Raw genomic sequence first — 22,329 nt, 5'->3', positions numbered from 1 at the left:
TTGACATCGGGCAGCCGAAGTTGCTGTCCACGTGGTCCGCGAGGCCTTCGCCGACGATGATCCGGACGGCTTCGGCCATGGTCTTCGGGTCGACGCCGTAAAGCTGCATGGACCTGGGCTTTTCGTCGGCCCCGAAGGTCATCATGTGCATGGTCCCGGGATGCCGTTCGACGACGGCCCGCGCGGTGATCATCTCGCACACGTAGATCCCGGCGCCATACTCGGCGCACAGCTGCCGGAAGGCGACGTTGGTGATCCCGGCCATCGGCGCGAGCACAACCGGCGGATCGACCTCGTAGGGGCCGATCTTCAGGGCGGGCTTGCTCAGCAGGGCGGTCACGTTCTCCATTGTCGCCTGTGGTGTCGATCACGTCGACCAGGGGCCGGATCGGCCGGCCTCAGGCGACGAGGTCGTCCCAGCGGACCAGGATGGCCGCGGCGAGCAGGCCGGCGACGATGATCTTGACGATGATCAGCGCGGCACTCGCGTTGATGAGGGACGACAGGTCGAGCATCGCGCCGGCGACGAACGCCACGCCGAGCACCTTCGCGCCCCACCGCCGCCGGAAGCCCAGGGCGGCCACGGCGATCAGCTGGACCGCGGTGGCGAACACGGCGAGCACGAACCACGGTGACGGGTCACCGCCGTGCTCGAGGTCGTCCGCCAGGACGATGATCTCGGCGATCAGGAGCGCGATCGTGCCCAGGCCGAAGACGACCAGCATCACCGGCAGGAAGATCCGCCCGGCGCCGGCCGGGGTGGCGCGTTCGGGTGCACGACGACGGGGCACGGCAAGCCTCCGCTCGACTCGAACGTTCTGGAACAGCCACTCTGCCCCACCCGGAGCCGGACCTCCACCGTGCTTTTGCCGACAACCCCTTCGGCGGCACGTAGGGTCGCGGCAGGAGAACGGAGACGACGTGACCGAGAAGCCCTTGCACTGGGGAATCCTGGGCACCGGCGGCATCGCCGGCGCCTTCGCGGAAGACCTGAAGCTCACCGACTCCGGCGTTGTCACGGCCGTCGGGTCGCGCACGGCCGAAAGCGCGGACCGGTTCGCCGGCCGGCTCGGCATCCCGACCGGGCACGGCAGCTACGAAGCGCTCGTCAACGATCCCGACGTCGACATCGTCTACGTCGCCACGCCGCATCCCCTGCACCACGCCAACGCGCGGCTGGCGCTCGAGGCCGGGAAGCCCGTGCTCGTCGAGAAGCCGTTCACCATGAACGCCGAAGAGGCGCGTGACCTCGTCGCGCTGGCCCGGGAGCGCGGGCTGTTCCTGATGGAGGCGATGTGGACACGCTTCCTGCCGCACATCCGGCACGTGCGTGAGCTGCTGCCGCGGCTCGGGAACGTCGTCACGGTCACCGCCGACCACGGGCAGTGGTTCGCCGAGGACGCCGCGTTCCGGCTGTTCGCCCCCGAACTCGGCGGTGGCGCCCTGCTCGACCTGGGGATCTACCCCGTCTCGTTCGCGTCGATGGTCCTCGGCGCGCCCGACCGCGTCGCCGCCATGGCCACGCCCGCCTTCACCGGCGTCGACGCGCAGATGTCGATGCTGTTCGGCTATCCGGGCGGGGCACAGGCCCTGCTGGGCTGCACGCTGAGCGCGGTGTCGCCGACCACGGCGTCGATCGTCGGCACGGACGCGCGCATCGAGATCGAAGGGCCGTTCTACGCGCCCGCGTCGTTCACGCTCATCCCGCGTGAAGGCGAGCGAGCCCGCTTCGAGTACGTCGACGAGGGCCTGGGCCTGCGGCACGAGGCCGACGAGGTCGCCCGGCTGCTGGCCGCCGGCGAGACCGAGAGCGCGCTCATGCCGCTGGACGAGACCGTCTCGATCATGGTCACGATGGACGAGGTGCTCGCCGCGACCAGGACGTGACCCGGGTTTGAGTAGTGCTACGGATCCGCAGGTGGGCGCGGGTGCGTGACGCTGTCCGGTATGACCACCGAAGCAGATGTGCTCCTCCGGCTCGCCGGCGAGATCGACGACCTGGGGCGTCGTCTCGCCCGGGTGGGTTCCGAACTGCGGACCGTCCAGGCCGAGCAGCCTGAGCAGGCGCCGCAGACCGGGCAAGCCGCGCCGCAGCAAGCCGCGCCGGAGCCGCAGCCCCAGCCTCAGCCACAACCACAACCCCAGCCGATGCCGCCTCCGCCGCAGCAGATGCCGTGGCCGCAGTACCAGTGGCAGCCGCCGCCCCAGCAGCAGTACTTCCCGCCGCCCCAAATGCCGCAGATGCCGCCGTACCAGCCCGTTCCGCGTCAGACGCTCGGTGAAAAGCTCGGCAAGGAAGGCGCGGGCAGCCGCGTCCTGGCCTGGGTAGGCGGCGCCGTGACGCTGCTCGGTGTGGTGCTGCTGCTGGTGCTGGCCGTCCAGCGGGGCTGGCTCGGGCCGCTGCCGCGGGTGCTCGTCGGCGCCGCGTTCGGGCTGGCGCTGACCGGCGCCGGCGTGTGGCTGCACCGCAAGCCCGCCGGCCGCACCGGGGCCTTCGCGCTGGCCGCCACCGGCATCGCGACGCTCTACCTGGACGCCGTCGCGGCGACCACGCTGTACGAGTTCCTGCCGGTGCTCGCCGGGCTCGCCGCCGGGCTGGTGATCACCGTCGGCGGGCTGCTCGTGGCCGTGCGCTGGGAGTCGCCGCTGCTGGCTTCCGCCGTGGTGGTCGGCTGCGTCGTGTGCGCGCCGATGATCACCCGCGGGTTCACCCCCGAACTGGTCACGTTCCTGCTGATGGTCCAGCTCGCGACGGCGCCGGTGCAGCTGCGCCGTGACTGGTCGTCGCTGACGCTGTCCGCCGGCATTCCGCCGCTGTTCGCGGCCGTGATCAGCACGGCGGTGGTGGGCGGGGGCGGCAGCTGGGCCAACACCGCCGCGGCCTGCGGCGCTTCGCTCGTCGGCGTCACGCTCGCGCTGATCGTGGTTCGCCGTCGTGAAAACGACCCCGCTGCGCTCTCGGTGCTGGCGACGTCCGTGCTCCCGACGCTCATCGCGGCGGCGCTGCTGCCGAAGACGCAGGCGGTGCCGATCGCGGCCGGCGCGGGTGTGGTCCTGCTCGCCGTGTGGGCGACCCGCCGGTGGTGGCCCGGGCTCGCCGGGCAGCTGGCCGGGCTGGCCGGGTTGCTGGCGATCCTGCAGGCGACGGTCACGCAGTTCGACGGCCCCGCCCGCGCCGCGGTGCTCCTCGGCGAGGCGTTGCTGCTGGTCGTGGCCGCACTGGGCGGTCGCAACCGGTTCGCGCTGGGTGCCGCGCTCGGGTTCGCCGCGCTCGGCGGCCTGATCGGCGTGGTCTTCGACGTCACGCCCGCGCTGCTGATGGTCTACCGGACGCAGTCGGCCGGCGACCTGGCCGGCGCGCTCGCGGTCGCCGCGCTGATCCTCGCGGTGTCGGTCGCCCTGCCTTGGGCGGCGACACGGCTGGAGGTCTTCCGCGGGCCGTCCGACGACCTGCCGGTGTGGCTGCTCGCCGGGGTTTCGGCGCTGTACGGCGCGGCCGGGGTGGTGCTGTGCGCGTCGCTGCTGGCGATCCCGGGCCGCACGGGCTTCCTGGTCGGCCACGCGCTGATCACGGTGTCCTGGACGATCGCGGCGCTGGTCCTGCTGCTGCGCGGGATCGAGGTGGTCGGGCTCCGGGTGACCGGCCTGGTCCTGGTCGGCGCGGCGGTGCTCAAGCTGGTGCTGTTCGACCTGTCGGCGCTGGACGGGCTGGCGCGGGTCGGTGCGTTCCTCGGCGCGGGATTGGTGTTGCTGGGAGCCGGTTCCCGCTACGCGCGGCGCGTGGCTTCACGCTGAGCCGGGAAGAATTGTCGGTGCCTCGTGGTTGGCTTGGGTCACAGACCGAGCACCAGGGGGCACCGACATGGCACCACCGAAACTGAGCGACCGCGCCGGCGAGCCGATCGGCTGGCTCACCACCGTCACGCCGAAAGGGCGGCCCGCACCACGGCCCGTGTGGTTCGTCCTCGACGGCGACGACGTGCTGGTGTTCAGCCAGCCCGGCACCGCCAAGCTCCGGCACATCGAGGCGAACGCCGACGTGAGCTTCCACCTCAACAGTGACGAACACGGCGGCGCGATCCTCGTCGTGAACGGAAAGGCGCAGGTCGAGGCGGGCAAGGCTTCGGAGGCGCCCGGATACCTCGACAAGTACAGCTCGCACTACGCCGGCATCGGCTTCCAGACGCCGGAAGCTTTCGACGCCGAGTACTCCGTCCGCATCCGCGTGGTGCCCGAGCGCTCCTGGGGGTTCTAGAAGTCCACGTCCAGGCAGGCCAGCCGGGCGCCGGCGGTGCCCGCGTGGCCCGGGCCGGTGTGCGTGTGCGTCTCGTGGACGACCACGGACCGGGCGCGCCGTTCGCCGAACGTCCAGTCCACTGTGGACCGCGCGAAGCCGGTGCCCAGGTGGTCGGTGGTGAAGTCGAGCCAGATCTCGTTGCGGGGGTTGGCGTACGCGGGGTCGACCGACGGCTTGACCGGGTCCGGCAGGTGCTGGAAGTGCGGCCCGGCCGCGTCGCCGGCGGCGCCGCACGGCTTTTCGTGCGCGTGGGCGCCATAGGCCCGTCCCGGGAGCAGGCCGGTGAGGACGAGCGCCGTCGTGGTGCCCGGAGTGGCCGAAACGCCGAACACGTGCGCGTGGGCGCCGACCGGGACGAGGTCGGAGCGGTACGTGGTGAGCTCGCCGCGCGCGGTGATGACGTGCACGGGCGAAGCCGAGGCGGCACCGGGAGCGATCACCGCGGCTACAGCGGCGAGGGCGAGAGCGGGGAGTAAGCGCATGGTCCTTCTCTAACCAGCACGAACCGGAGCCGCCATGATCTTCATGCGAACGAGTGACCGGTTCGGGTGGGAAAGTCACGTTTGTCCCAGCCGGTGGGAGGTCTCGCGCCCGGTTATGGTTTCCCCGTGCCCGAACACACTGGCGAAACCCGCAACGAGCAGCTGACGCGCAACGTCGGCGAGCTGCTCCAGGAGCTGCGGGTGGCGCAGGCGGGTGTGCAGATCCTCTTCGGTTTCCTGCTGTCGGTCGTGTTCACCGACCGGTTCCACGACGCCAGCGGGTTCGAGAAGTCGCTGCACCTGGCCGCGGTGGTGCTCGCGGTGGCGGCGACGGCACTGCTGACCGCGCCCGCGGCGTGGCACCGCCTGCTCTTCCGCACCGGCAGCCGGGAGCGGATCCTGACCGTCGGCAACCGGCTCGTGCTGGTCGGGCTGGTCTGCCTGGCGCTCGCGATCACCTCCACGGTCGCACTCATCGCGAAGGTCGTCTACGGCCAGGCCGCGATGATCGTCATGGCCGCGCTGGCCGTGCTGATCTTCGGGATCCTCTGGTTCGTCATGCCGCTGCGGCTGAACCCGACGGACGACGAGCAGCTCGACGGTGATCAGCCGACGGGCCCGCCCAAGTAGAGCGTGTCCTCCTGGACGAAGCAGAGCGGGTTGCCGAACGGGTCGTCCGCGTAGAAAGAGCGTTCACCCCAGAACTGCGTTTCGATCGTGTCGTCGATCCAGCGCGGGTGGGCGGCGCGCACCCGCCGGAACGTCTCGTCGACGTCTTCGACCGCGATGTAGACGATCCGCGGGTCCTTCTGCGGCCGCGGTTCGCGGTGCTCGAGCGGCGCCTCGACACAGGCGAGCACCACCCCACCGCAGGTGAAGTAGTGCCGGTTGACCGCGATCCGCTCGCCGGGATCCCCGAAAACGGCCGCGTAGAAGGCGACCGCGAGCTCGATGTCGTCGACGGGCTGGATCAACCGGAACACCCGCGGACCACTCATGGGCGAACAGTACCGCTCGACCGGGGGACTTGACAGCGGGTGGACAATAAAAAATCGACGTGCTCTCCGAAAAACAATAGGAGAACTCGCCGAATCTGCCATTAGTCTAACCGCTGTGAGGGGAACTTGTCAAACCAGGGGTACGACGAGGAATTGCGGGACGAGCGCGCGTACACGGCCGGGCTGTACGCGCGTCTGGACCGCGAACGAGCACAGGCGCAGACCCGCTTCCGCACTGCACTGGGGGAAACCGGCAGCACACTCGTCGAGCGCGACGCCGACGTGCGGATCCGGGCGCGGGAGACGACCCGGCTGAACGTCGCCGACAACGGGCTGTGCTTCGGCCGGTTGGATGCGCTTTCGGGGGAACGGAGCTACATCGGCCGGATCGGTCTCTTCGACGACAAAAACGACTACGAACCCCTGCTGCTGGATTGGCGGGCGCCGGCGGCGCGGCCGTTCTACGTCGCCACCGCGGCGACGCCGGAAAACATGCGCCGCCGTCGCCAGTTCCACACCATAGGGCGCAAGCTGGTCGATTTCACGGACGAGGTGCTCGGCCGGCCTCAAGCGGGCGACCGCGGGGACGCGGCACTGCTGGCGGCCGTCAACGCGCCGCGTGGTGCGGGCATGCGGGACATCGTCGCGACGATCCAGGCCGAGCAGGACAAGATCATCCGGCTCCCGCACGCGGGTGTGCTGGTGGTCGAGGGCGGCCCCGGCACCGGCAAGACCGCGGTCGCGCTGCACCGGGTCGCGTACCTGCTCTACACCCAGCGCGAGCGGATGTCGCGCAGCGGTGTGCTGGTGGTCGGGCCCAGCCCGCGGTTCCTCGACCACATCGGCCGCGTGCTGCCCTCGCTCGGCGAGTCGGACGTCGTCTTCCTGACCACCGGCGACCTCGTGCCCGGGCTGCGTGTCACCGCCGAAGATCCTCCGGAAGTGGCCGCGCTCAAGGGATCGCTGAAGATGCTCGACGTCCTCGCGGCCGCGGTCGCCGACCGGCAGCGGGTGCCGGACGAGCCGGTGCCGGTCGAGCTGTCCGACGTCACCGTGGAGTTCGACGCCGGCGTCGCGGACGAGGCCCGTCTCGAAGCTCGCCGGTCGGGGCTGCCGCACAACGAGGCCCGCGCGGTGTTCCGCGAGCGGGTGGTGGCGACCGTCGCCGAGCGGGCCGTGGCGAAGATCGGCGAAGGCTGGCTGACCGGCGACGACGGCGATGCGTGGGCCAACCTCCGCGCCGACGTCCTCGACGAACTGGCGGCCCATGAAGACCTCGACGCCGTCCTCGGTGGGCTCTGGCCCGAGCTGACGCCGGAGACGCTGCTGGCGCCGCTGTACATGTCGCCGCGCCGGCTCGAGACCGCCGGCGCCGACCCGGCGCTGTTCCGCGCGGACGGCGCGGACTGGACGGTGTCGGATGTGCCGCTGCTCGACGAGCTGGCCGACCTGCTCGGCCGGGACGAGTCCGCCGAACGCGCCGCCGCGCGGCGGCAGGCGGAGGAGGACGCCGAGTACTCCGCCGGGGTCCTGGACCTGATGAAGCTGGATCGCGAGGAGCTGGACGAAGACGTCCAGCTGGTGGCCACGGACCTGCTCTACGCCGAGGACCTGGCCGGCCGGTTCGCCGAGCGCGACACGCGCGACCTCGCCGAGCGCGCGGTCGCGGACCGCGACTGGACGTACGGGCACGTGGTCGTCGACGAGGCGCAGGAACTGTCCGAAATGGACTGGCGGGTGCTGATGCGGCGGTGCCCGAGCCGGTCGTTCACGATCGTCGGCGACCTCGCGCAGCGGCGAAGCGCGGCCGGGGCGACGTCGTGGGGGTCGATGCTGGGGCGGTACGTCGCCGACCGGTGGGTGTACCGCGAGCTGACCGTCAACTACCGGACGCCGGCGGAGATCATGGTGGTCGCCGGTGCCCTGCTGGCGCAGTTCGCGCCGGAAGCGCGGCGGCCGGAGTCCGTGCGCGCGTGCGGGGTCCGGCCCTGGTCCAGACGAGTTGCGGACGGCGAACTGCAGGACGCCATCGGCGAATTCACCCGCGACGAAGCCGGCCGCGAAGGCACCAGCGTCGTGCTCGGCCCGGCGGACGTGCCGGGCGCGATCCCGCCGTCGGCGGCCAAGGGGCTGGAGTTCGACGCCGTGCTCGTCGTGGAGCCGGAGCGGATCCTGGCCGAAGGCGCGCGTGGCGCGGCCGAGCTGTACGTCGCGCTCACCCGCGCCACGCAGCGCCTCGGGGTGCTGCACCGGGACCCGCTCCCGGCGGTGTTGACCGGGCTCGCCGAAGCGGGTGTCCCCGCGCGAGCCGGGCACCGCCGGTTCCTGTAGCCGGCCGGGGATGGCGGGCGAGACCCGTCATCCCCGGCGGCTAGGCCGTGAGGCGGCCCCAGGCGTAGTTCTGCTTGGCCAGCTTGAGGTACACGAACAGCTCGGTGCCGGAGACACCCTCGATCTTGCGGATCTCTTCGCCGAGGACCTCGAGCATGTGGTCGTCGTCCCGGCAGACCAGCTCGGCCAGCAGGTCGTACCGCCCGGCGCACAGCACGACGTAGTGCACGTTCGCCAGTTCCGACAGCTTGTTCGCGACCTCGCGGGGATCAGCGCCGTCGACGCTGATGCCGACCATGGCCTGCCGCGTCAGATCGACGTTGACGGGGTCGGTCACCGCGACGATCTGCATCAGGTCGTCGCGCAGCAGCCGCTGGACGCGCTGGCGGACGGCTCCCTCGGAAAGCCCGACCGCCTTGGCGAGCGCGGTGAACGAGGCCCGGCCGTCCTGCTGGAGCAAGGCGATCAACGATCTGTCCGTATTGTCCAGCGCGCGCGCACGTGAATCTTCACCCATGCCGTCCCTCCCTGTGTTTCGGCATGTGATTTGTCAAGTGCGCAGCGTATCGAGACCTGACCAGAAAGCGAGCCCCCTGCGCCAGCTTCACGTGATCCGGCGCGAGGATCGTGATTCGCCGAGGAATCGGTGGCGCCGGAGGAAAACCACGAGTCATTCCGAGGCGGTTCCGGGCGTCGTGTCCCGCCGGTCTAGAACCAGGTGGCCAAGGCGACGTCGAGGGGCCCTTCGCCTGCCCAGGCGATGACACCGTCCGGCCGGAGCAGCAGCGGCCCGGTGTTCGTCACGCGCACGACGTCGACGCGCGGGTCCGCCGGGTGCGCCGCGGTCAGCAGCAGGCCGCGGCCGGTGCGGGTGTGTTCGTGCAGCCGGCTCCGGCGGCCGTCGCCGCCGATGATTTCCAGGTCCGGGCAGTGCTCGCCGACCGGCTTCGGGGCGGGGTAAGGGAAGTTGTACCGTTCGCGGACCCCGGACAGCAGGTCCGCGAAGTACTTGTTCGCCTCGGGCAGGTCCAGCACTTCCCCGAAGATCTCCCGCAGCGCGTTGACGTGCGCGCCGGGAGCGAGCAGCGCCGACTGCGCCCTGGTGTTGCGCAGCACCGCTTCGCCTGCCGGGTGCCTTTCGCGCGTGTACGTGTCGAGGAACACTTCGGGCTTGTCGCCACGGATGACGGCGCCGAGCTTCCAGCCGAGGTTGGCCGCGTCGAGCAGGCCGAGGTTGAGGCCCTGGCCGCCGCTGGGCGAGTGCACGTGGGCGGCGTCACCGGCGAGGAAGACGCGGCCGCGCCGGTAGGTGTCGGCCTGACGGGCCTGGTCGCCGAACCGCCGCGCGTCGTGGATCTCCTCGACCACGACGGTCCGGCCGGTGACGCGCTTGATGCTCGCGGCGAGCGCGTCCGGCGTGACCTCCGGTTCCGCACCGGTCGCGAGCTCGGTGACGCCGGCCATGCTGCCGCCGTGCATGAAGGTGCCGGTGGGGTAGCGCCCGCTCGGCGGGACGTCACCCGCGAACCGGACGCGCCCGGCGATCGTGTGCAGCAGCGCCGCGGTGCCGGGGAAGCCGAACCCGGCGAGCGTGCGGACGGCGCTGCGGCCGCCGTCGCAGCCGACCAGGTACTGCGCGCGCCACTCGCGCCGCCCCGCCGTGACCGTGACACCGTCCACATCGGACTCGACCGCGGTGACTTCGTGACCGCGCAGGATCCGGACACCCTCGGCGTGCTTCGCGAGGACGCGTTCCAGCTCGGGCTGCCAGATGTTCGTGCGCGGCCGGGTTTCGTCCGGGACGATCTTGAAGATGTTCGCGAAGTGGCCGCGGGTGCTGCCGTGGTCGCGAGCGAGGTCCTTCGTGCCGTCGACGTCGGCCTCGGCGAGCTGATCGCCGAGGCCGCGTCGCCAGAGCGCTTCGGTCGCGAGCGCGCCGAGCCCGCGGGCCTTCGTCTCCTCGGACGGCGTCAAAAGCCGTTCCAGGACCAGTGGTTCGGCGCCGGCCAGCTTGAGCTCCGCCGCGAGGAACAGGCCCACCGGGCCCCCGCCCACCACGATCACGTCGCCATCCATGCTTCCTCCTTAACTAGTTAAGGGCTAGGATGTCCTTAACTAGTTCAAGCGTCAAGGAGGAGCATGCCGCTGGAGGTGGGCGACGCGGTGCGCGTCGCGCTGAAACTGCTGGAAGACGAGGGCCTGGACAAACTGACCGTGCGCCGGCTCGCCACCGAGCTCGGCGTGAAGGCGCCCGCGTTGTACTGGCACTTCCGCAGCAAGCGCGCGCTGCTCGACCACATGACGGACATGATCGTGGCACCGGTCACGGCCGGGCTGCCCGAGGGCGGTCCGTGGCTGAAGTGGCTCGAAGACGCGGCGTTCGCGCTGCACACGGCGTTGCTCGCGCACCGCGACGGCGCCCGTGTCGCGCTGGGCGCGGACCTGACCGTGGCCCGGGGGGGGGGGGGGGGCCCCCCCCCCCCGGGGGGGGGGGGGGCCCCCCCCGGGGCGCCCCCCAGCCCCCGGCGCGCGGGGGGGGGCGGGTGGGCCGCGGGCGCCGGTGTCGCGGGGGGCGCGCACCGCCCGGGGCCCCGCGCGCGGGGGGCGCTCGCCGCGCGCGCGGTCGGGGTGCTGCACAGCGCGGGGTTCCCGCTCGGCGAGGCCACCCGCGCGGCCGGGGTGCTGGTGCACTTCGTGCTCGGCCGGGCCGTCGAGGATCAGACGCGGCTGTCGCCGTCCGAAGAGGCGTCGGTGATCGCCTCGGACTCGTTCCCCTTCCCGTTGATGGCCCGTGGCCTGCGGGAACGGGCGGGATCCACCGTCGAAGACGACTTCCGGTACGCGCTCGGCGTGATGCTCGCCGGGCTGGACGCGGTCAGCCGACGTCCCGAAGGCTGAGGTCCTCCTCGGTCTCGCGGCGCACCAGCAGCGTCGCGACGCCGTTCTTCACCCCGACCAGCGGCGGCCGGCCGACCTGGTTGTAGTTCGACGCCAGCGAGTGGTGGTAGGCGCCGGTGCACGGCACGGCCAGCAGATCGCCGGCGTGCAGGTCACCGGGCAGGAGGATGCCGTCGGCCAGGACGTCGCCGGATTCGCAGTGCCGCCCGACGACCGTCATCGGCGTGCGCTTTTCCTTGGAGCGCCGGCCGACCAGGCGCGTCGTGTACCGCGCGCCGTAGAGCGACGGCCGCGCGTTGTCGCTCATCCCGCCGTCGACCGCGACGAACGTGCGGCTGCCGCGCTTGACCGCGCAGACGCGGTACACCGTGATCCCGGCCGGCCCGACGATCGCCCGGCCCGGCTCGATCGTCAAGCGGGGCAACGGGAAGCCGTGCGCGGCGCATTCGTAGGCGAGCGCCACGCGCAGGCGTCGCGAGTAACCGCCGAGGTCGAACGCGGGCTCACCGCCGACGTACGGCACCGCGTGCCCGCCGCCGAGGTCGAGCTCCCGCAACGTGACGCCGTGGGTGTCGCGGATCCGGACGAGCACCTCGGCCATCCGCCGCGCGGCCGCCTCGTACCGGTCGACCCGGGAAACCTGCGAGCCGATGTGGCAGTGCAGGCCGACGAGGCGCAACCCAGGCTGGTTTCCGACCGCCTGCACGGCCGCGTCGACGTTGTCGGGAACACCGTCGAGCAGCGAAAAGCCGAACTTCTGGCCTTCGGTGCCGGTGCTGATCGCATGGTGCGCCCCGGCCGCGACGCCCGGCGTCACCCGGATCATCACCTGCTGCGCGCCGTGGGCGAGCGAGCCGAGCTGCTCGATCTCGTCGAGCGAGTCGACCACGATCCGGCGGACGCCGTACGCGAGAGCGGCCTTCAGGTCTTCGGGCGTCTTCGCGTTGCCGTGCAGCAGCATGCGCTCCGGGGGGAAGCCGACAGCGCGTGCGACGGCGATCTCGCCGGCGGAGCAGGTGTCGAGCGACAACCCCTCTTCGGCGACCCAACGCAGCAGGGAGCGCGTACACAGCGCCTTGCTCGCGTACGCGACTTCGACGTCCGGCAGCGCGCGCCGGTACTCGCGCGCGGTGTCGCGGACCTGCTGTTCGTCGATGAGGTAGGACGGCGTCCCGAACCGGGCGGCGAGGTGGCTGACCTTCGCGCCGGCGAGGAGCAGCTCGCCGTCTTCGCCGAGTCGGGTGCTTCGCGGCCAGACTCCTGGCTCGAGGTGATCGGCGGCTTCGCAGCCGAGGCTGGGAAGAAGCTCGCTGAGCGTCACGGGTGCCTCCGGGCATCACGACGGATCGGACTCCGTCAGGACACCGCCGTCGTCTTCGCCGCGCGTCACCCGTGAATGCCGTCCTGACGGGTTCGCGGCGCCCGCTTACTCGTCCTTAACGCGCGAGTAACTTCGGCCACACCCTGATTGACCTGCAAAGAGCGCCGAGGTGATGGAGTTGCGCATGCTGCCGATCCACGCACCCGGCCGCCCCGTCGTGGCGAACTTCCTTCGCCACGACGGCCGGGGTCAGCGGATGCGCTCCGGGACGGTGTCGAGCTCGCGGACCATGTGGACCGCGAGTGCGAGCGCCTTGGCGTCGCTGAGCTTCGTGTGCTCCTGGACGACGTGCTTCACGCGGTCGACGCGCAGCTGGTAGCGGGTGGTGGGTTCGGCGGCGCTGGTCATCGGTATGTCCTCTTCGGTTCAGGGGCCTTGACGTGGTCCTGCACGGTTCCGCACACACAGCCGCGGTCGGTTGCGTGGCTTGCTGCGGATGCGGCGCAGTACCGGCGGGCGATCGTGTCGTGCGTGCCCAGCGGGTGCGGGCAGGCCGGGCATTCCGTGCCGGAGCGGGGCACCTCGGGTGCGTCCGGCGCCGGGGCCGTCACGCCGTCACCTCCGCCGGTTGCCGGCGGAGCGGCTCGCCCGCTTCGTGCAGGTGCTGCAGCACGTAGCCGTAGGAGCGGGCCCAGCCGCACTGGGCGTAGGAAATCCCGTGCCGGGCGCAGAAGTCCCGGACGATCACCTGCGCGTGCTTGAGGTTCGGCCGGGCCATGCTCGGGAACAGGTGGTGCTCGATCTGGTAGTTCAGGCCACCGAGGGCGAAGTCCACCACCGGGCCGCCGCGGACGTTGCGGGACGTCAGGACCTGCTTGCGCAGGAAGTCCAGCTTGTGCCCGGCGGTCAGCATCTCCATGCCCTTGTGGTTGGGCGCGAACGAACAGCCCATGTACAGCCCCCACAGGAACTGGTGCACGAGGATGAAGATGATCCCTGTCAGCGGCGAAAGCACGATGAAGACCGCGGCCAGGTAGGCCACCAGGTGCGCGATCAGCAGCGTCGACTCCAGCTTGCGCCGGCGGATGTCCTTGCGCAGCACGGCTTTCACGCTCGACACGTGCAGGTTGAGGCCTTCGAGCAGCAGCAGCGGGAAGAACAGGAACGCCTGGTACTTCGCCATCCAGCGCAGGAACCCGCGCTTCTGCGCGCTCTGCGCCTTGCTGAACGCGAGGGCGGCGATGTCGACGTCCGGGTCTTCGTCCTCGTGGTTCGGGTTGGCGTGGTGCCGCGAGTGCGTGCCGACCCACCAGCCGTAGCTCAAGCCGGTCAGTCCACCGTGGACGAGCCCGGTGGCGTCGTTCGCCTTGCGGCTGCTGAAAATCTGCTTGTGTCCGGCGTCGTGGCCGATGAACGACAGCTGGGCGAACATCATCGCGAAGAACGCGGCGAGGAACAGCTGCCACCAAGAGTCACCGAGGAAGACGAACGCGACCCAGCCTCCGCCGAAGGCGGCGAGGTTGAGCCCGATCCGCACCGCGTAGTTCCGACGGCGCCGCTGCAGGAGGCCGGCGGCCTTGATCAGCCGCGACAGCTCTGCGAAATCACTGCCGGCCGTGGCCGGCGTATCCGGAATTTGGGTAGAAGTCATCGGCGTCACCGCTCTGGGCTAAGTCGTTTAAGGCTTGTCCAGCAACGGTTTCCGTCCCCGACAGGGTCCGGGTCCGGTCCGGGAAAAGGGCACTGGGGCCTGGTCGCGGTGGTACCGCGTCCTGCGCCAAGCCTCCCACCCCACCGCCGGAATGGCAATTCCCCGCAGGTCGCCGAAGAGGTGTACAGTCGGCCACATCGGGATGACGGTGACTTACCGCACACCCGGGACCTTCCGGGCGGATCGCTCCGACCGGAGACAGGAGCCGAGTCCAGGCCGGAACCCCGCTCGTACCGCAGCCGTGTCGGCCGATCGGCCGGCGAGCAGCCGCCCGCAGTCGCGCAGAGCGACGCCCGGGGCGCCCAGTTTGGTTGCTACAGCCCGGTTTTCTCTCTTCTCGACTCTGTCAGGTGGCTCGTCGGTGGTCCAGGTTCGGCGTCACCGCGCCCGGATGGCCGACGAGCCGTCGCCTTTCACGAAAGCCCCCACGACGAAAGCAGCCCGAAGAGCTGCTCGCGTTCGGACGCCGTCAGCAGCCGGCTCGGGGGCCGGACGTCGGGGCGGCACAGCCCGAGCTGGCCGAGCGCGTCCTTGACCACGCTGACGTTGTTGGCGTTCCCGTTGGCGGCCCGGAGTTCTTCGAACGGCCGGATCCGCTCCCACACCGTCATCGCCGCCGGATAGTCCCCTGTGGACAGTGCGCGGAACATCTCCAGCGAGATCGCCGGGTCGACGTTCACCAGCCCGGAGGTGAAGCCGGTGGCGCCGACGGCGAAGTAGCCGGGCGCCGAAAGTTCGGCCAGCCCGGCGATCCACACGAACCGAGCGAAGCCGGCGTCCCGCGCGACCGAGCCGAACCGCACCGGGTCCGGCACCGCGTACTTCACCCCGATGACATTCGGCGCGGCTTCGCCCAGCGCGTGCAGCTGGTCGCCGGAGATCGCCGGGTTCCGGACGTAGAGCACCACGCCGAGCTCCGGCACCGCGCCGGCGATCGCGGCGTGGTAGTCGACCCAGCCGTCGCCGGAGATGTACGGGTGCACCGGCTGGTGGATCATGATCATGTCGGCGCCGGCGTCCCGCGCGTGCGCCGCAGCCTGCTTCGCCGACGAGACGTCGTGGCCGATCCCGGCGAGCACACTCGCCCGCCCGGCCACCGCTTCGACCGTGACCTCCAGGCATTGCCGCGCTTCGTTCGCGTCCAGCGCGTAGAACTCGCCGGTGTTCCCGTTCGGCGTCACGACTTCGATGCCGCCGGTGATCAGCCGGTCGACCAGCTTCGTGTAGGTCTCGCCGTCGACGGCGCCCTCGGCGTCGAACGGCGTGACCGGGATGGCCACCACCCCGGAAAGCCGTCGCTTCTGCTGCTCGAACGTCATCGGGCCCCCTTCTGGTTTTTGGTCTGTGCGGTGCGCTCACCCGTGAGCCCGAAGGCGACCCGGTCGAGGAAGTCCGTGATGTGCTTGCGCAGCAGGTGCTCGGTCTGCCGGGCGTTCCCGCTCTCGGCGGCGGTCAGGATCGCCCGGTGTTCGGCCGCTTCACCCTGCCACGTCGGGCAGATGCCCCAGCCGGTGACGGTGATCAGCGCCGCCTGGTCGCGCAGCCCGTCCAGCGTCTCGACCAGCAACGGGTTCCCGCAACCGGCGTAGAGCGCGCGGTGGAACAGCCGGTTGGTCAGGCTGGCCTTCGCGCGGTCGGCGGCCGCCGCGCCGGTTTCGACGTCGGCCAGCACCCGCCGAGCTTCGCCGAAATCCGCGCCGCGCTCGACAGCACGTCGGACGGCTTCGGGCTCGAGCAGCGCGCGCAGGTCGTACACCGCGTACGCACTCTCGGCGTCCATGACGCGGACCGTCGCCCCCTTGTACGTGCTCATCGTGACCAAACCGGAACCGGCCAGGATCCGCAGTGCCTCGCGCACCGGCGTCTTCGACACCCCGAGCAGGGCGCCGACCTCGGCTTCGGCGAGCGTTTCGCCCGGCCCGAACTCGCCGCTCAAGATCGCTTCCTTGATCGTGTCGCGGACAAAATCCGTGCGCGAGACGGGCGGCGGCGGCCTCCTGGCCGAAGAAGTGCTCGCCACTGGCATGTCCGATCTGATATACGATGCGACATACAACATTATCATGGACCTAGGGAGCAGCCATGCAGCGTCGCACCGGCTTCCGATTCCGACGAGTGGTGCTGGCGGTGGGTCTGGTCGCCGGCCTGGCGGCCTGCGGCGCGCCCGGCGGCGACGGCGGTCAGGCAGCGGATCCCCAGGCCGTGCCGGACAAGCCGAGCAAGCCCGTCGAGCTGAACATCCTCGACATCGCGGGGAACCTGCAGCTCACCAAGCAGATGATCGAGAACTTCAAGGCCGCGCACCCGGAAGTGCTCTCGAAGGTCACCTATTCGACCGCGCCCGCGCCGAGCATGGCGGGCAAGCTCAAGGCCGAGCAGGACGGCGGTGTCGCCCAGACGCACCTGGTCCTCAGCGGCACCGACGGCCTCTCCGCCGGCATCGCGAACGGCACGCTGGCGAAGGTCCTCCCGGACTTCGCCGGCCGGTTCCCGAACCTGATGCAGAACTACCTCGAGCCCGCGGCCAAGATGCAGGAGCTCGCCAACGGTTACGGCGTCGAGGTCGTCTACTACCCGTCGGGCCCGCTGCTGGAGTTCAACCCCGGCGCGGTGCCGGCCGCACCGGCGTCCCCGCAGGAGCTGCTCGACTGGGCCAAGGCGCACCCGGAGAAGTTCCAGTACGCCCAGCCGTCGAACTCCGGCCCGGGCCGGACGTTCCTGATGGGCCTGCCCTACCTTCTCGGTGACAAGGATCCGAAGGACCCGGACAAGGGCTGGGACAAGACCTGGGCGTTCCTGCAGGAGCTGGGCAAGTACGTGAAGTACTACCCGTCCGGGACGACCGAGACGATGAAGAACCTCGCGTCCGGTTCGGTGGACATGGTCATGTCGACGACCGGCTGGGACATCAACCCGCGCAAGCTCGGCACCGTGCCCAACACGGTCAAGACCGCGATCATGCAGCCGATGCACTGGGTCACCGACGCCCAGTACGCCCTGATCCCGAAGGGCCTCTCACCCGACCAGGAGTCGGCGATCCTCCAGCTGATCGCGTGGATGCTGAAGCCGGACCAGCAGGCCATCGCCTACGACGACGGGTACTTCTACCCCGGCCCCGCGGTCAAGGACGTCACGCTGCAGATGGCGCCGCAGAAGAGCCAGGACACGATCAAGCAGTTCGGCCGCCCGGAGTACGAGCAGTGGATCGCCCAGTACCCCAAGGAGACGTCGCTGCCGGCCGAGCAGCAGGTCAAGGCGTTCGACAAGTGGAACCAGACGGTCGGCGGCTCGAAGGTCGGCAAGAAGTGACGTTCGAGCAGCTGCGGCTGGACGGCGTTTCGCGCAGCTTCGGCTCCGCGAACGCGCTGAGCAGCCTCGACCTCGCCATCACCCGCGGCGAGTTCGTGGCCCTGCTCGGCCCGTCCGGCTGCGGCAAGTCGACCGCGCTCAACTGCCTGGCCGGGCTGCTCCCGCTGACCGGCGGCAGCATCTGGCTCGACGACACCCGCATCGACGGGCAGCCGCCGGAGCAACGCGGGTTCGGGATGGTCTTCCAGAACTACGCGCTGTTCCCGCACATGTCCGTCCGCGCCAACGTCGGCTTCGGCCTCAAGATGCGCAAGGTCGGCCGCGCCGAGGCCCGCCAACGGGTCGACGAAGCGCTCCGCCTGGTCCAGCTCACCGAGCACGCGGCGAAGTTCCCCGCCCAGCTCTCCGGCGGCCAGCAGCAGCGTGTCGCCATCGCCCGCGCCGTCGTGCTGGAGCCGGCGGTCGTCCTGATGGACGAGCCGCTGTCCAACCTGGACGCCAAGCTCCGGCTCGAGATGCGGATGGAGATCCGCCGCCTCCACCAGACGCTCGGGCTGACCACGGTGTACGTCACCCACGACCAGGAGGAGGCCCTGTCGCTGGCCGACCGCCTGGTGGTGCTCCGCGACGGCGCGGTCCAGCAGATCGGCACCCCCGAGGAGGTCTACGCCCAGCCCGTGAACAGCTACGTCGCGTCCTTCATGGGCTACCGCAACCTCCTGGACCTGACGCTCACCGGCGCCGCGGGCTCGTCGGCGACCGTCGAGGGTGACGGGATCCGCCTCACCGGCGCGAACCGCGGGTCACTCGCGGAGGGCCCGGCGAAGGTGGCGATCCGCCCCGAGGACTTCGTCGTCGGCGACGGCACGGAGAACGCCCTCGACGTCACGGTCGAGATCGTCGAGTACCACGGCCGCGAGCTGTCCGTCTCGGCCCGGCTGCCGAGCGGCCTGCCGGTCTACTTCCGGACCGACAAGCGCCTCGCCCCCGGCGACACCGCGAAGATCGCGGTCCCGGCCGAGCGGGTCCTGGTGTTCGCGCCGTGACCGCCGTGACGTCCGCCCGCCCGGCGTTGCGTCACCGCCTGGCCGAACGCGGCATCGACCGCACCCTGTTCCTGCTGGTGCCCGGCCTGCTGGTCACCGCCTGCCTGTTCCTGTACCCCTTCCTCTACGGCCTCCAGTTGTCGTTCGCCCCACGCCAGGGCGGGATCTTCGCCAACTACGCGAGGTTCTTCGGCGACGAGTACCTGCGTGACACGATCTGGACGACGCTCGGCATCGCGCTGCCCGCGACGTTCATCAACGTGCTCGCCAGCATCCCGATCGCGTACGTGATGCGCGGCCGCGTCCGCGGCAAGCGCCTCCTGACGACGATCCTGGTCGTCCCGATCACGCTCGGCACGGTGCTCACCGCGCAGGGCCTGATCATGTACGGCGGCCCGGCGGGCTGGCTGAACAAGGTCCTCACCGTCCTCGGCATCACCGACGAGCCGCTCCCGCTGATCCACAACTACACCGGCGTGCTGCTGTCGCTGGTGATCACCGGCTTCCCGTTCTCCTTCCTGCTGACGCTCTCCTATCTCTCGGGCATCGACCCCTCCCTGGAGAAGGCGGCCGCGACGCTCGGCGCGAACTGGGCCCAGCGCTTCCGGCGCATCACGCTGCCCCTGCTGGCTCCCGGCCTGGCGATCACCTTCTGTCTCTCGTTCGTCATGGCGTTCTCGGTGTTCCCCTCCGCGCAGCTCGTCGGCGACCCGGCGAACGAGACCCGCGTCATCTCGATCGCGGCCTACCACGCCGCCTTCGAGGAGTACGACTACTCGATGGGCTCGGCCGTCGCGATGCTCATGGCACTGGTCATGCTGATCGTGATCGGCCTGGTCATGGCGTGGCGCGGCACGCTGTACCGCGGAGCGACCGGAGGCAAGGGATGACCGGTTGGGTCGCGCGTCCCGGACGTTGGGTCGTCTGGGCCGTCGTGGTGTTCTTCTTCGTCAACCTCGCCGGCGTGGTGCTCTCGGTCGTCGTCGACTCGTTCGGCACCCAGTGGTTCGGCTCCTGGCTCCCGGACGGCTTCACCACCCACTGGTACGCCGACGCCTGGCGCGAGTTCGGCCTGTCGGACGTCCTCCTCACGACGGCCGTCGTCGCGCTCGTGGTCATCGCCGTGTCGGTGGCGGTCGGCGTCCCGGCGGCCTACGCGCTGGCCCGCCGCTCGTTCCCCGGCAAGCGCCTGGTGATGCTGCTGTTCGTGCTGCCGATCCTGATCCCTCCGATCACCTACGGCATCCCGCTGGCCACCGTGCTGTACAAGTTCCACCTCGCCGGCACGACCACCGGCGTCATCCTGGCGAACCTGGTGCCGTCGGTGCCGTTCGTCGTGCTGACCATGACGCCGTTCATCGAGCAGATCGACCCGAAGATCGAGGCCGCGGCCCGCATGTCCGGCGCGCGGACGATCTCGGTGTTCACCCGGATCCTCGGCCCGCTGCTGCTTCCGGGGATCCTGGCCGCGTCGATCCTGGTGCTCGTGCGCACGGTCGGCATGTTCGAGCTGACGTTCCTCACCGCCGGCCCGGACTCGACGACCCTCGTGGTGGCGCTCTACAACTCCGTGTTCGCCGCGGGCATCCGGGCCAACCAGTCGGTGGACGCGATGGCGACCATCTACACCGGTTCCATGCTCTTGCTCCTCGTCGTCGCCTTGCGGTTCGTGAACCCGACCCAGCTGGTCACCCGGATCCGGGAGGAGACCTAGTCCGTTCGCTCATGTGATCGACTCTACCGTCGAAAGTCGAACATGTGATCGACACGATCGGGTGGAAGTCGGGCTTGCGGCTCCCCCGAGGGGAGGTGCCAGGCTGGGCGGCATGCGGTACTCGATCGGCGACCTGGCCCGGCGCACCGGGCTGACGATCAAGGCCGTCCGGTTCTACTCCGACCGCGGTCTCGTGCCGCCGTCGGGACGCAACACCGCAGGTCATCGCCGGTACGACGAGGCCGCACTCGCCCGGCTCGGCCTCGTCCGCACCCTCCGGGACCTCGGCCTCGACCTCGCCTCGATCCAGCGGATCGTCGACGGTGAGGCGACGGTCGCCGAGATCGCGGCGAGGCACGCCGAGGCCCTGGAAGTGGAGATCCGCGTGCTGCGGCTGCGCCGCGCGGTGCTGACGGCCGTGGCCCGCCGCGGCCCGACCCCGGAGGAGACGACGCTCATGCACAAGCTGGCCCGGCTGTCCGAAGGAGAACGCCGTCGCCTGGTCGACGACTTCCTCACCGCCGCACTGGGCGACCGTCCGGAACTCGCCGGCGTCGCCCGCACGCTGACCCCGGAACTGCCGGAAAACCCGGGCCCCGAACAGATCGAGGCCTGGGTCGAGCTGGCCGAAATGACGCAGGACGCGGACTTCCGTGCCCTCTGGCGCCGGCTCGTGGAGCAGCACGAAGGCGGCCTGCGCCGCGGCCTGGCCGCCGAACTGCGCGACGCCGTCGAAGCCGGGGTCGCGCCGGATTCGCCGAGAGCGGCGGCCATCATCCTCGGGCGCGACCCCGCTGAGCTGCGGAAATGGCTCGGCGACGTCGGCGACCCACGCCGTGAGCGCTACCTGGAACTGCTCGCGGTGATCAACGGCTGGGCCGCGCCGGAAAGCCTGGCACCGGCGCTCGACTGGCTGGCCGCAGCGACTGCTCGCTGATCCGGGCCAGGGCTTCGTCCACCGGCTGCGCGTCGAGGCGGCTTCCGTCGCGCAGCCGCACCGAAATCGCTCCCGCGGCGGCCTCCTGCGCCCCGATCACGGCTTGGTAAGGCACCAGCCGTCCCTCCCGGATCCGCGCGCCGAGGCTGCCCTCCGACGCGATTTCCACGCGCAGGTCCCCGCACCGGTCGAGAACCTCTTGTGCGTACGGCAATTCCGCTTCGGACACCGGCAGCAGCCGGAGCTGCACCGGCGCGAGCCAGGCCGGGAACGCGCCGCCGTGGACCTCGACGAGCTGCGCCACCGCGCGTTCCACGCTGCCGATGATGCTGCGGTGCACCATGACCGGCCGGTGTTTCGCCGCGTCCGCCCCGACGTACTCGAGACCGAACTGCTCAGGCTGGTGGAAGTCGACCTGGACGGTGGACAGGGTTGATTCGCGGCCCGCGCCGTCGGCGATCTGGACGTCGATCTTGGGTCCGTAGAAGGCCGCTTCGCCCTCGACGGCGTCGTACGCCAGCCCGCTGCGGTCGAGGACCGCACGCAGGATGCCCGCGGCGCGGTCCCAGTCCCCGGCCACGTACTTCCCGCCCTCGCCGGCGAGCGACAGCCGGTAGCGCGCCGGGCTGATGCCGAGCGCGTCGTAAGCCTGCCGGATCAGCGCCAGGGCGGCGACGGCCTCGTCTTCCACCTGGTCGAGGGTGCAGAAGACGTGTGCGTCGTTGAGCTGGATCGCGCGCACGCGGCTCAGCCCGCCGAGCACCCCCGACAGCTCGGCGCGGTACATCCCGCCGAGCTCGGCGATCCGCAGCGGCAGTTCGCGGTAGCTGCGCCCGCGCGAACGGTAGATCAGCGCGTGGTGCGGGCACAGGCTCGGCCGCAGCACGAGCTGCTCACCGCCGACGTCCATCGGCGGGTACATCTCGTCGCGGTAGTGCGCCCAGTGCCCGGAGATCTCGTACAGCTCGCGTTTGCCGAGCACCGGCGAATGGACGTGCCGGTACCCCGCGCGCCGTTCGAGGTCGCGGACGTACTCCTCCAGGCTGTGCCGGACGAGCGCGCCGTCGGGCAGCCAGTAGGGCAGGCCCGCGCCGATGAGCGGGTCGGTGCCGAACAGGCCGAGCTCGCGGCCGAGCTTGCGGTGGTCGTGCATTGTGGACTCCTCGTGGACGGCGAGGCGGATGACCACAAGACGAAGCCCGGGGCAACCGCCCCGGGCTCGAAAACGTCGTTCAGCGCGCCGGGACACTCTCCGGCGTCGTCGTGTTCGCAGCGCGCTTCATGG

At 70.7% G+C, this 22,329-nt stretch carries 23 protein-coding genes and 1 pseudogene; 11 read left to right on the top strand and 13 right to left on the bottom strand.

Going from position 1 to position 22,329, the window contains the following annotated elements; all coding sequences use genetic code 11:
- Nucleotide 1 precedes the first annotated feature (1 nt).
- A pseudogene (locus ACIA5G_RS07150) lies at nt 2-349 on the bottom strand (tRNA-dihydrouridine synthase); the annotation flags it as partial.
- A 49-nt stretch (nt 350-398) separates the two neighbouring features.
- Nucleotides 399-791 carry a hypothetical protein gene (locus ACIA5G_RS07145; protein ID WP_395921277.1) on the bottom strand — a complete coding sequence of 131 codons (393 nt, stop codon included), beginning with the start codon at nt 789-791 and terminating at the stop codon, nt 399-401.
- Between the two features lie 130 nt (nt 792-921).
- Here ACIA5G_RS07145 and ACIA5G_RS07140 point away from each other — a divergent pair, with 130 nt between their 5' ends.
- The 3 genes from ACIA5G_RS07140 to ACIA5G_RS07130 all read left to right on the top strand — a co-directional run bounded on the left by ACIA5G_RS07140 (nt 922) and on the right by ACIA5G_RS07130 (nt 4,255).
- The gene (locus ACIA5G_RS07140; protein WP_395921276.1) at nt 922-1,887 is read left to right on the top strand and encodes a Gfo/Idh/MocA family protein; all 966 of its coding nucleotides are present in this window, start codon (nt 922-924) and stop codon (nt 1,885-1,887) included.
- A 60-nt stretch (nt 1,888-1,947) separates the two neighbouring features.
- Complete coding sequence (locus ACIA5G_RS07135) at nt 1,948-3,795, top strand: DUF2339 domain-containing protein (RefSeq protein ID WP_395921275.1); 1,848 nt, start codon at nt 1,948-1,950, stop codon at nt 3,793-3,795.
- Between the two features lie 67 nt (nt 3,796-3,862).
- Entirely contained in the window at nt 3,863-4,255 is a 393-nt protein-coding gene (locus ACIA5G_RS07130) for a TIGR03667 family PPOX class F420-dependent oxidoreductase (RefSeq protein ID WP_395921274.1), read from the top strand.
- On the opposite strand, the gene ACIA5G_RS07125 is transcribed toward ACIA5G_RS07130, so the two are convergent.
- Complete coding sequence (locus ACIA5G_RS07125) at nt 4,252-4,779, bottom strand: superoxide dismutase (RefSeq protein ID WP_395921273.1); 528 nt, start codon at nt 4,777-4,779, stop codon at nt 4,252-4,254. The two genes, ACIA5G_RS07130 and ACIA5G_RS07125, sit on opposite strands and share 4 nt — an antisense overlap.
- 126 nt (nt 4,780-4,905) lie before the next feature.
- Between ACIA5G_RS07125 and ACIA5G_RS07120 the strand changes: the two genes are divergently transcribed.
- The gene (locus ACIA5G_RS07120; protein ID WP_395921272.1) at nt 4,906-5,409 is read left to right on the top strand and encodes a DUF6328 family protein; all 504 of its coding nucleotides are present in this window, start codon (nt 4,906-4,908) and stop codon (nt 5,407-5,409) included.
- On the opposite strand, the gene ACIA5G_RS07115 is transcribed toward ACIA5G_RS07120, so the two are convergent.
- Entirely contained in the window at nt 5,385-5,777 is a 393-nt protein-coding gene (locus ACIA5G_RS07115) for a VOC family protein (RefSeq protein ID WP_395921271.1), read from the bottom strand. The genes ACIA5G_RS07120 and ACIA5G_RS07115 overlap by 25 nt on opposite strands.
- 126 nt (nt 5,778-5,903) lie before the next feature.
- On the opposite strand from ACIA5G_RS07115, the gene helR reads away from it, so the two are divergent.
- Nucleotides 5,904-8,108 (top strand): RNA polymerase recycling motor ATPase HelR, encoded by a 2,205-nt coding sequence (gene helR, locus ACIA5G_RS07110; RefSeq protein WP_395921270.1) that lies wholly within the window; start codon nt 5,904-5,906, stop codon nt 8,106-8,108.
- A 40-nt stretch (nt 8,109-8,148) separates the two neighbouring features.
- Here the strand turns inward: helR and ACIA5G_RS07105 are convergent, their stop codons facing one another.
- Both ACIA5G_RS07105 and ACIA5G_RS07100 read right to left on the bottom strand, forming a co-directional pair.
- Nucleotides 8,149-8,625, bottom strand: a complete 477-nt coding sequence (locus tag ACIA5G_RS07105; protein ID WP_395921269.1) for an Lrp/AsnC family transcriptional regulator — start codon at nt 8,623-8,625, stop codon at nt 8,149-8,151.
- A gap of 191 nt (nt 8,626-8,816) precedes the next feature.
- Nucleotides 8,817-10,184, bottom strand: a complete 1,368-nt coding sequence (locus ACIA5G_RS07100; RefSeq protein ID WP_395921268.1) for an FAD-dependent monooxygenase — start codon at nt 10,182-10,184, stop codon at nt 8,817-8,819.
- A 63-nt stretch (nt 10,185-10,247) separates the two neighbouring features.
- Here ACIA5G_RS07100 and ACIA5G_RS07095 point away from each other — a divergent pair, with 63 nt between their 5' ends.
- A complete protein-coding gene (locus tag ACIA5G_RS07095; protein ID WP_395921267.1) occupies nt 10,248-11,006 on the top strand; it encodes a TetR family transcriptional regulator in 759 nt (252 codons plus the stop codon).
- Here ACIA5G_RS07095 and lysA read toward each other — a convergent pair.
- The 6 genes from lysA to ACIA5G_RS07065 all read right to left on the bottom strand — a co-directional run bounded on the left by lysA (nt 10,984) and on the right by ACIA5G_RS07065 (nt 16,058).
- Entirely contained in the window at nt 10,984-12,327 is a 1,344-nt protein-coding gene (gene lysA / locus ACIA5G_RS07090) for a diaminopimelate decarboxylase (protein ID WP_395921266.1), read from the bottom strand. The two genes, ACIA5G_RS07095 and lysA, sit on opposite strands and share 23 nt — an antisense overlap.
- 249 nt (nt 12,328-12,576) lie before the next feature.
- Entirely contained in the window at nt 12,577-12,735 is a 159-nt protein-coding gene (locus tag ACIA5G_RS07085; protein ID WP_395921265.1) for a DUF6307 family protein, read from the bottom strand.
- Nucleotides 12,732-12,908, bottom strand: a complete 177-nt coding sequence (locus tag ACIA5G_RS07080; RefSeq protein WP_395921927.1) for an RGCVC family protein — start codon at nt 12,906-12,908, stop codon at nt 12,732-12,734. The genes ACIA5G_RS07085 and ACIA5G_RS07080 overlap by 4 nt, the downstream gene beginning before the upstream one ends.
- 26 nt (nt 12,909-12,934) lie before the next feature.
- The gene (locus ACIA5G_RS07075; RefSeq protein WP_395921264.1) at nt 12,935-13,978 is read right to left on the bottom strand and encodes a fatty acid desaturase family protein; all 1,044 of its coding nucleotides are present in this window, start codon (nt 13,976-13,978) and stop codon (nt 12,935-12,937) included.
- A 473-nt stretch (nt 13,979-14,451) separates the two neighbouring features.
- Nucleotides 14,452-15,357 (bottom strand): dihydrodipicolinate synthase family protein, encoded by a 906-nt coding sequence (locus tag ACIA5G_RS07070; protein ID WP_395921263.1) that lies wholly within the window; start codon nt 15,355-15,357, stop codon nt 14,452-14,454.
- Nucleotides 15,354-16,058, bottom strand: coding sequence for a GntR family transcriptional regulator (locus tag ACIA5G_RS07065; protein WP_395921925.1), 705 nt, complete (start codon nt 16,056-16,058; stop codon nt 15,354-15,356). The genes ACIA5G_RS07070 and ACIA5G_RS07065 overlap by 4 nt, the downstream gene beginning before the upstream one ends.
- A 62-nt stretch (nt 16,059-16,120) precedes the next feature.
- Here ACIA5G_RS07065 and ACIA5G_RS07060 point away from each other — a divergent pair, with 62 nt between their 5' ends.
- The 5 genes from ACIA5G_RS07060 to ACIA5G_RS07040 all read left to right on the top strand — a co-directional run bounded on the left by ACIA5G_RS07060 (nt 16,121) and on the right by ACIA5G_RS07040 (nt 21,044).
- A complete protein-coding gene (locus ACIA5G_RS07060) occupies nt 16,121-17,347 on the top strand; it encodes an extracellular solute-binding protein (protein WP_395921262.1) in 1,227 nt (408 codons plus the stop codon).
- Nucleotides 17,344-18,393: an ABC transporter ATP-binding protein gene (locus ACIA5G_RS07055; RefSeq protein WP_395921261.1), complete on the top strand. Its 1,050-nt coding sequence runs from the start codon at nt 17,344-17,346 to the stop codon at nt 18,391-18,393. The genes ACIA5G_RS07060 and ACIA5G_RS07055 overlap by 4 nt, the downstream gene beginning before the upstream one ends.
- Nucleotides 18,390-19,283, top strand: a complete 894-nt coding sequence (locus ACIA5G_RS07050; RefSeq protein ID WP_395921260.1) for an ABC transporter permease — start codon at nt 18,390-18,392, stop codon at nt 19,281-19,283. Before ACIA5G_RS07055 ends, ACIA5G_RS07050 begins: the two co-directional genes overlap by 4 nt.
- A complete protein-coding gene (locus tag ACIA5G_RS07045; RefSeq protein ID WP_395921259.1) occupies nt 19,280-20,107 on the top strand; it encodes an ABC transporter permease in 828 nt (275 codons plus the stop codon). Before ACIA5G_RS07050 ends, ACIA5G_RS07045 begins: the two co-directional genes overlap by 4 nt.
- Nucleotides 20,108-20,219: 112 nt before the next feature.
- On the top strand, nt 20,220-21,044 hold the full coding sequence (locus ACIA5G_RS07040; RefSeq protein WP_395921258.1) for a MerR family transcriptional regulator: 825 nt from the start codon (nt 20,220-20,222) through the stop codon (nt 21,042-21,044).
- Here the strand turns inward: ACIA5G_RS07040 and thrS are convergent.
- Nucleotides 20,974-22,197 carry a threonine--tRNA ligase gene (gene thrS, locus ACIA5G_RS07035; protein ID WP_395921257.1) on the bottom strand — a complete coding sequence of 408 codons (1,224 nt, stop codon included), beginning with the start codon at nt 22,195-22,197 and terminating at the stop codon, nt 20,974-20,976. The genes ACIA5G_RS07040 and thrS overlap by 71 nt on opposite strands.
- Nucleotides 22,198-22,329: the final 132 nt, after the last annotated feature.

The sequence above is a fragment of the Amycolatopsis sp. NPDC051758 genome (assembly GCF_044453095.1).
In the GTDB taxonomy this organism is placed as follows: domain Bacteria; phylum Actinomycetota; class Actinomycetes; order Mycobacteriales; family Pseudonocardiaceae; genus Amycolatopsis.
This window is presented reverse-complemented; position numbering and strand designations above follow the sequence as displayed.

Excerpts from the sequence above, each read along its gene's own strand:
- ACIA5G_RS07135 (WP_395921275.1), top strand. The coding sequence starts at position 1,948 with ATGACCACCGAAGCAGATGTGCTCCTCCGGCTCGCCGGCGAGATCGAC.
- ACIA5G_RS07130 (WP_395921274.1), top strand. The coding sequence starts at position 3,863 with ATGGCACCACCGAAACTGAGCGACCGCGCCGGCGAGCCGATCGGCTGG.
- ACIA5G_RS07125 (WP_395921273.1), bottom strand. The coding sequence starts at position 4,779 with ATGCGCTTACTCCCCGCTCTCGCCCTCGCCGCTGTAGCCGCGGTGATC.
- ACIA5G_RS07115 (WP_395921271.1), bottom strand. The coding sequence starts at position 5,777 with ATGAGTGGTCCGCGGGTGTTCCGGTTGATCCAGCCCGTCGACGACATC.
- ACIA5G_RS07105 (WP_395921269.1), bottom strand. The coding sequence starts at position 8,625 with ATGGGTGAAGATTCACGTGCGCGCGCGCTGGACAATACGGACAGATCG.
- ACIA5G_RS07100 (WP_395921268.1), bottom strand. The coding sequence starts at position 10,184 with ATGGATGGCGACGTGATCGTGGTGGGCGGGGGCCCGGTGGGCCTGTTC.
- ACIA5G_RS07095 (WP_395921267.1), top strand. The coding sequence starts at position 10,248 with ATGCCGCTGGAGGTGGGCGACGCGGTGCGCGTCGCGCTGAAACTGCTG.
- ACIA5G_RS07085 (WP_395921265.1), bottom strand. The coding sequence starts at position 12,735 with ATGACCAGCGCCGCCGAACCCACCACCCGCTACCAGCTGCGCGTCGAC.
- ACIA5G_RS07075 (WP_395921264.1), bottom strand. The coding sequence starts at position 13,978 with ATGACTTCTACCCAAATTCCGGATACGCCGGCCACGGCCGGCAGTGAT.
- ACIA5G_RS07070 (WP_395921263.1), bottom strand. The coding sequence starts at position 15,357 with ATGACGTTCGAGCAGCAGAAGCGACGGCTTTCCGGGGTGGTGGCCATC.
- ACIA5G_RS07060 (WP_395921262.1), top strand. The coding sequence starts at position 16,121 with ATGCAGCGTCGCACCGGCTTCCGATTCCGACGAGTGGTGCTGGCGGTG.
- ACIA5G_RS07045 (WP_395921259.1), top strand. The coding sequence starts at position 19,280 with ATGACCGGTTGGGTCGCGCGTCCCGGACGTTGGGTCGTCTGGGCCGTC.
- ACIA5G_RS07040 (WP_395921258.1), top strand. The coding sequence starts at position 20,220 with ATGCGGTACTCGATCGGCGACCTGGCCCGGCGCACCGGGCTGACGATC.
- thrS (WP_395921257.1), bottom strand. The coding sequence starts at position 22,197 with ATGCACGACCACCGCAAGCTCGGCCGCGAGCTCGGCCTGTTCGGCACC.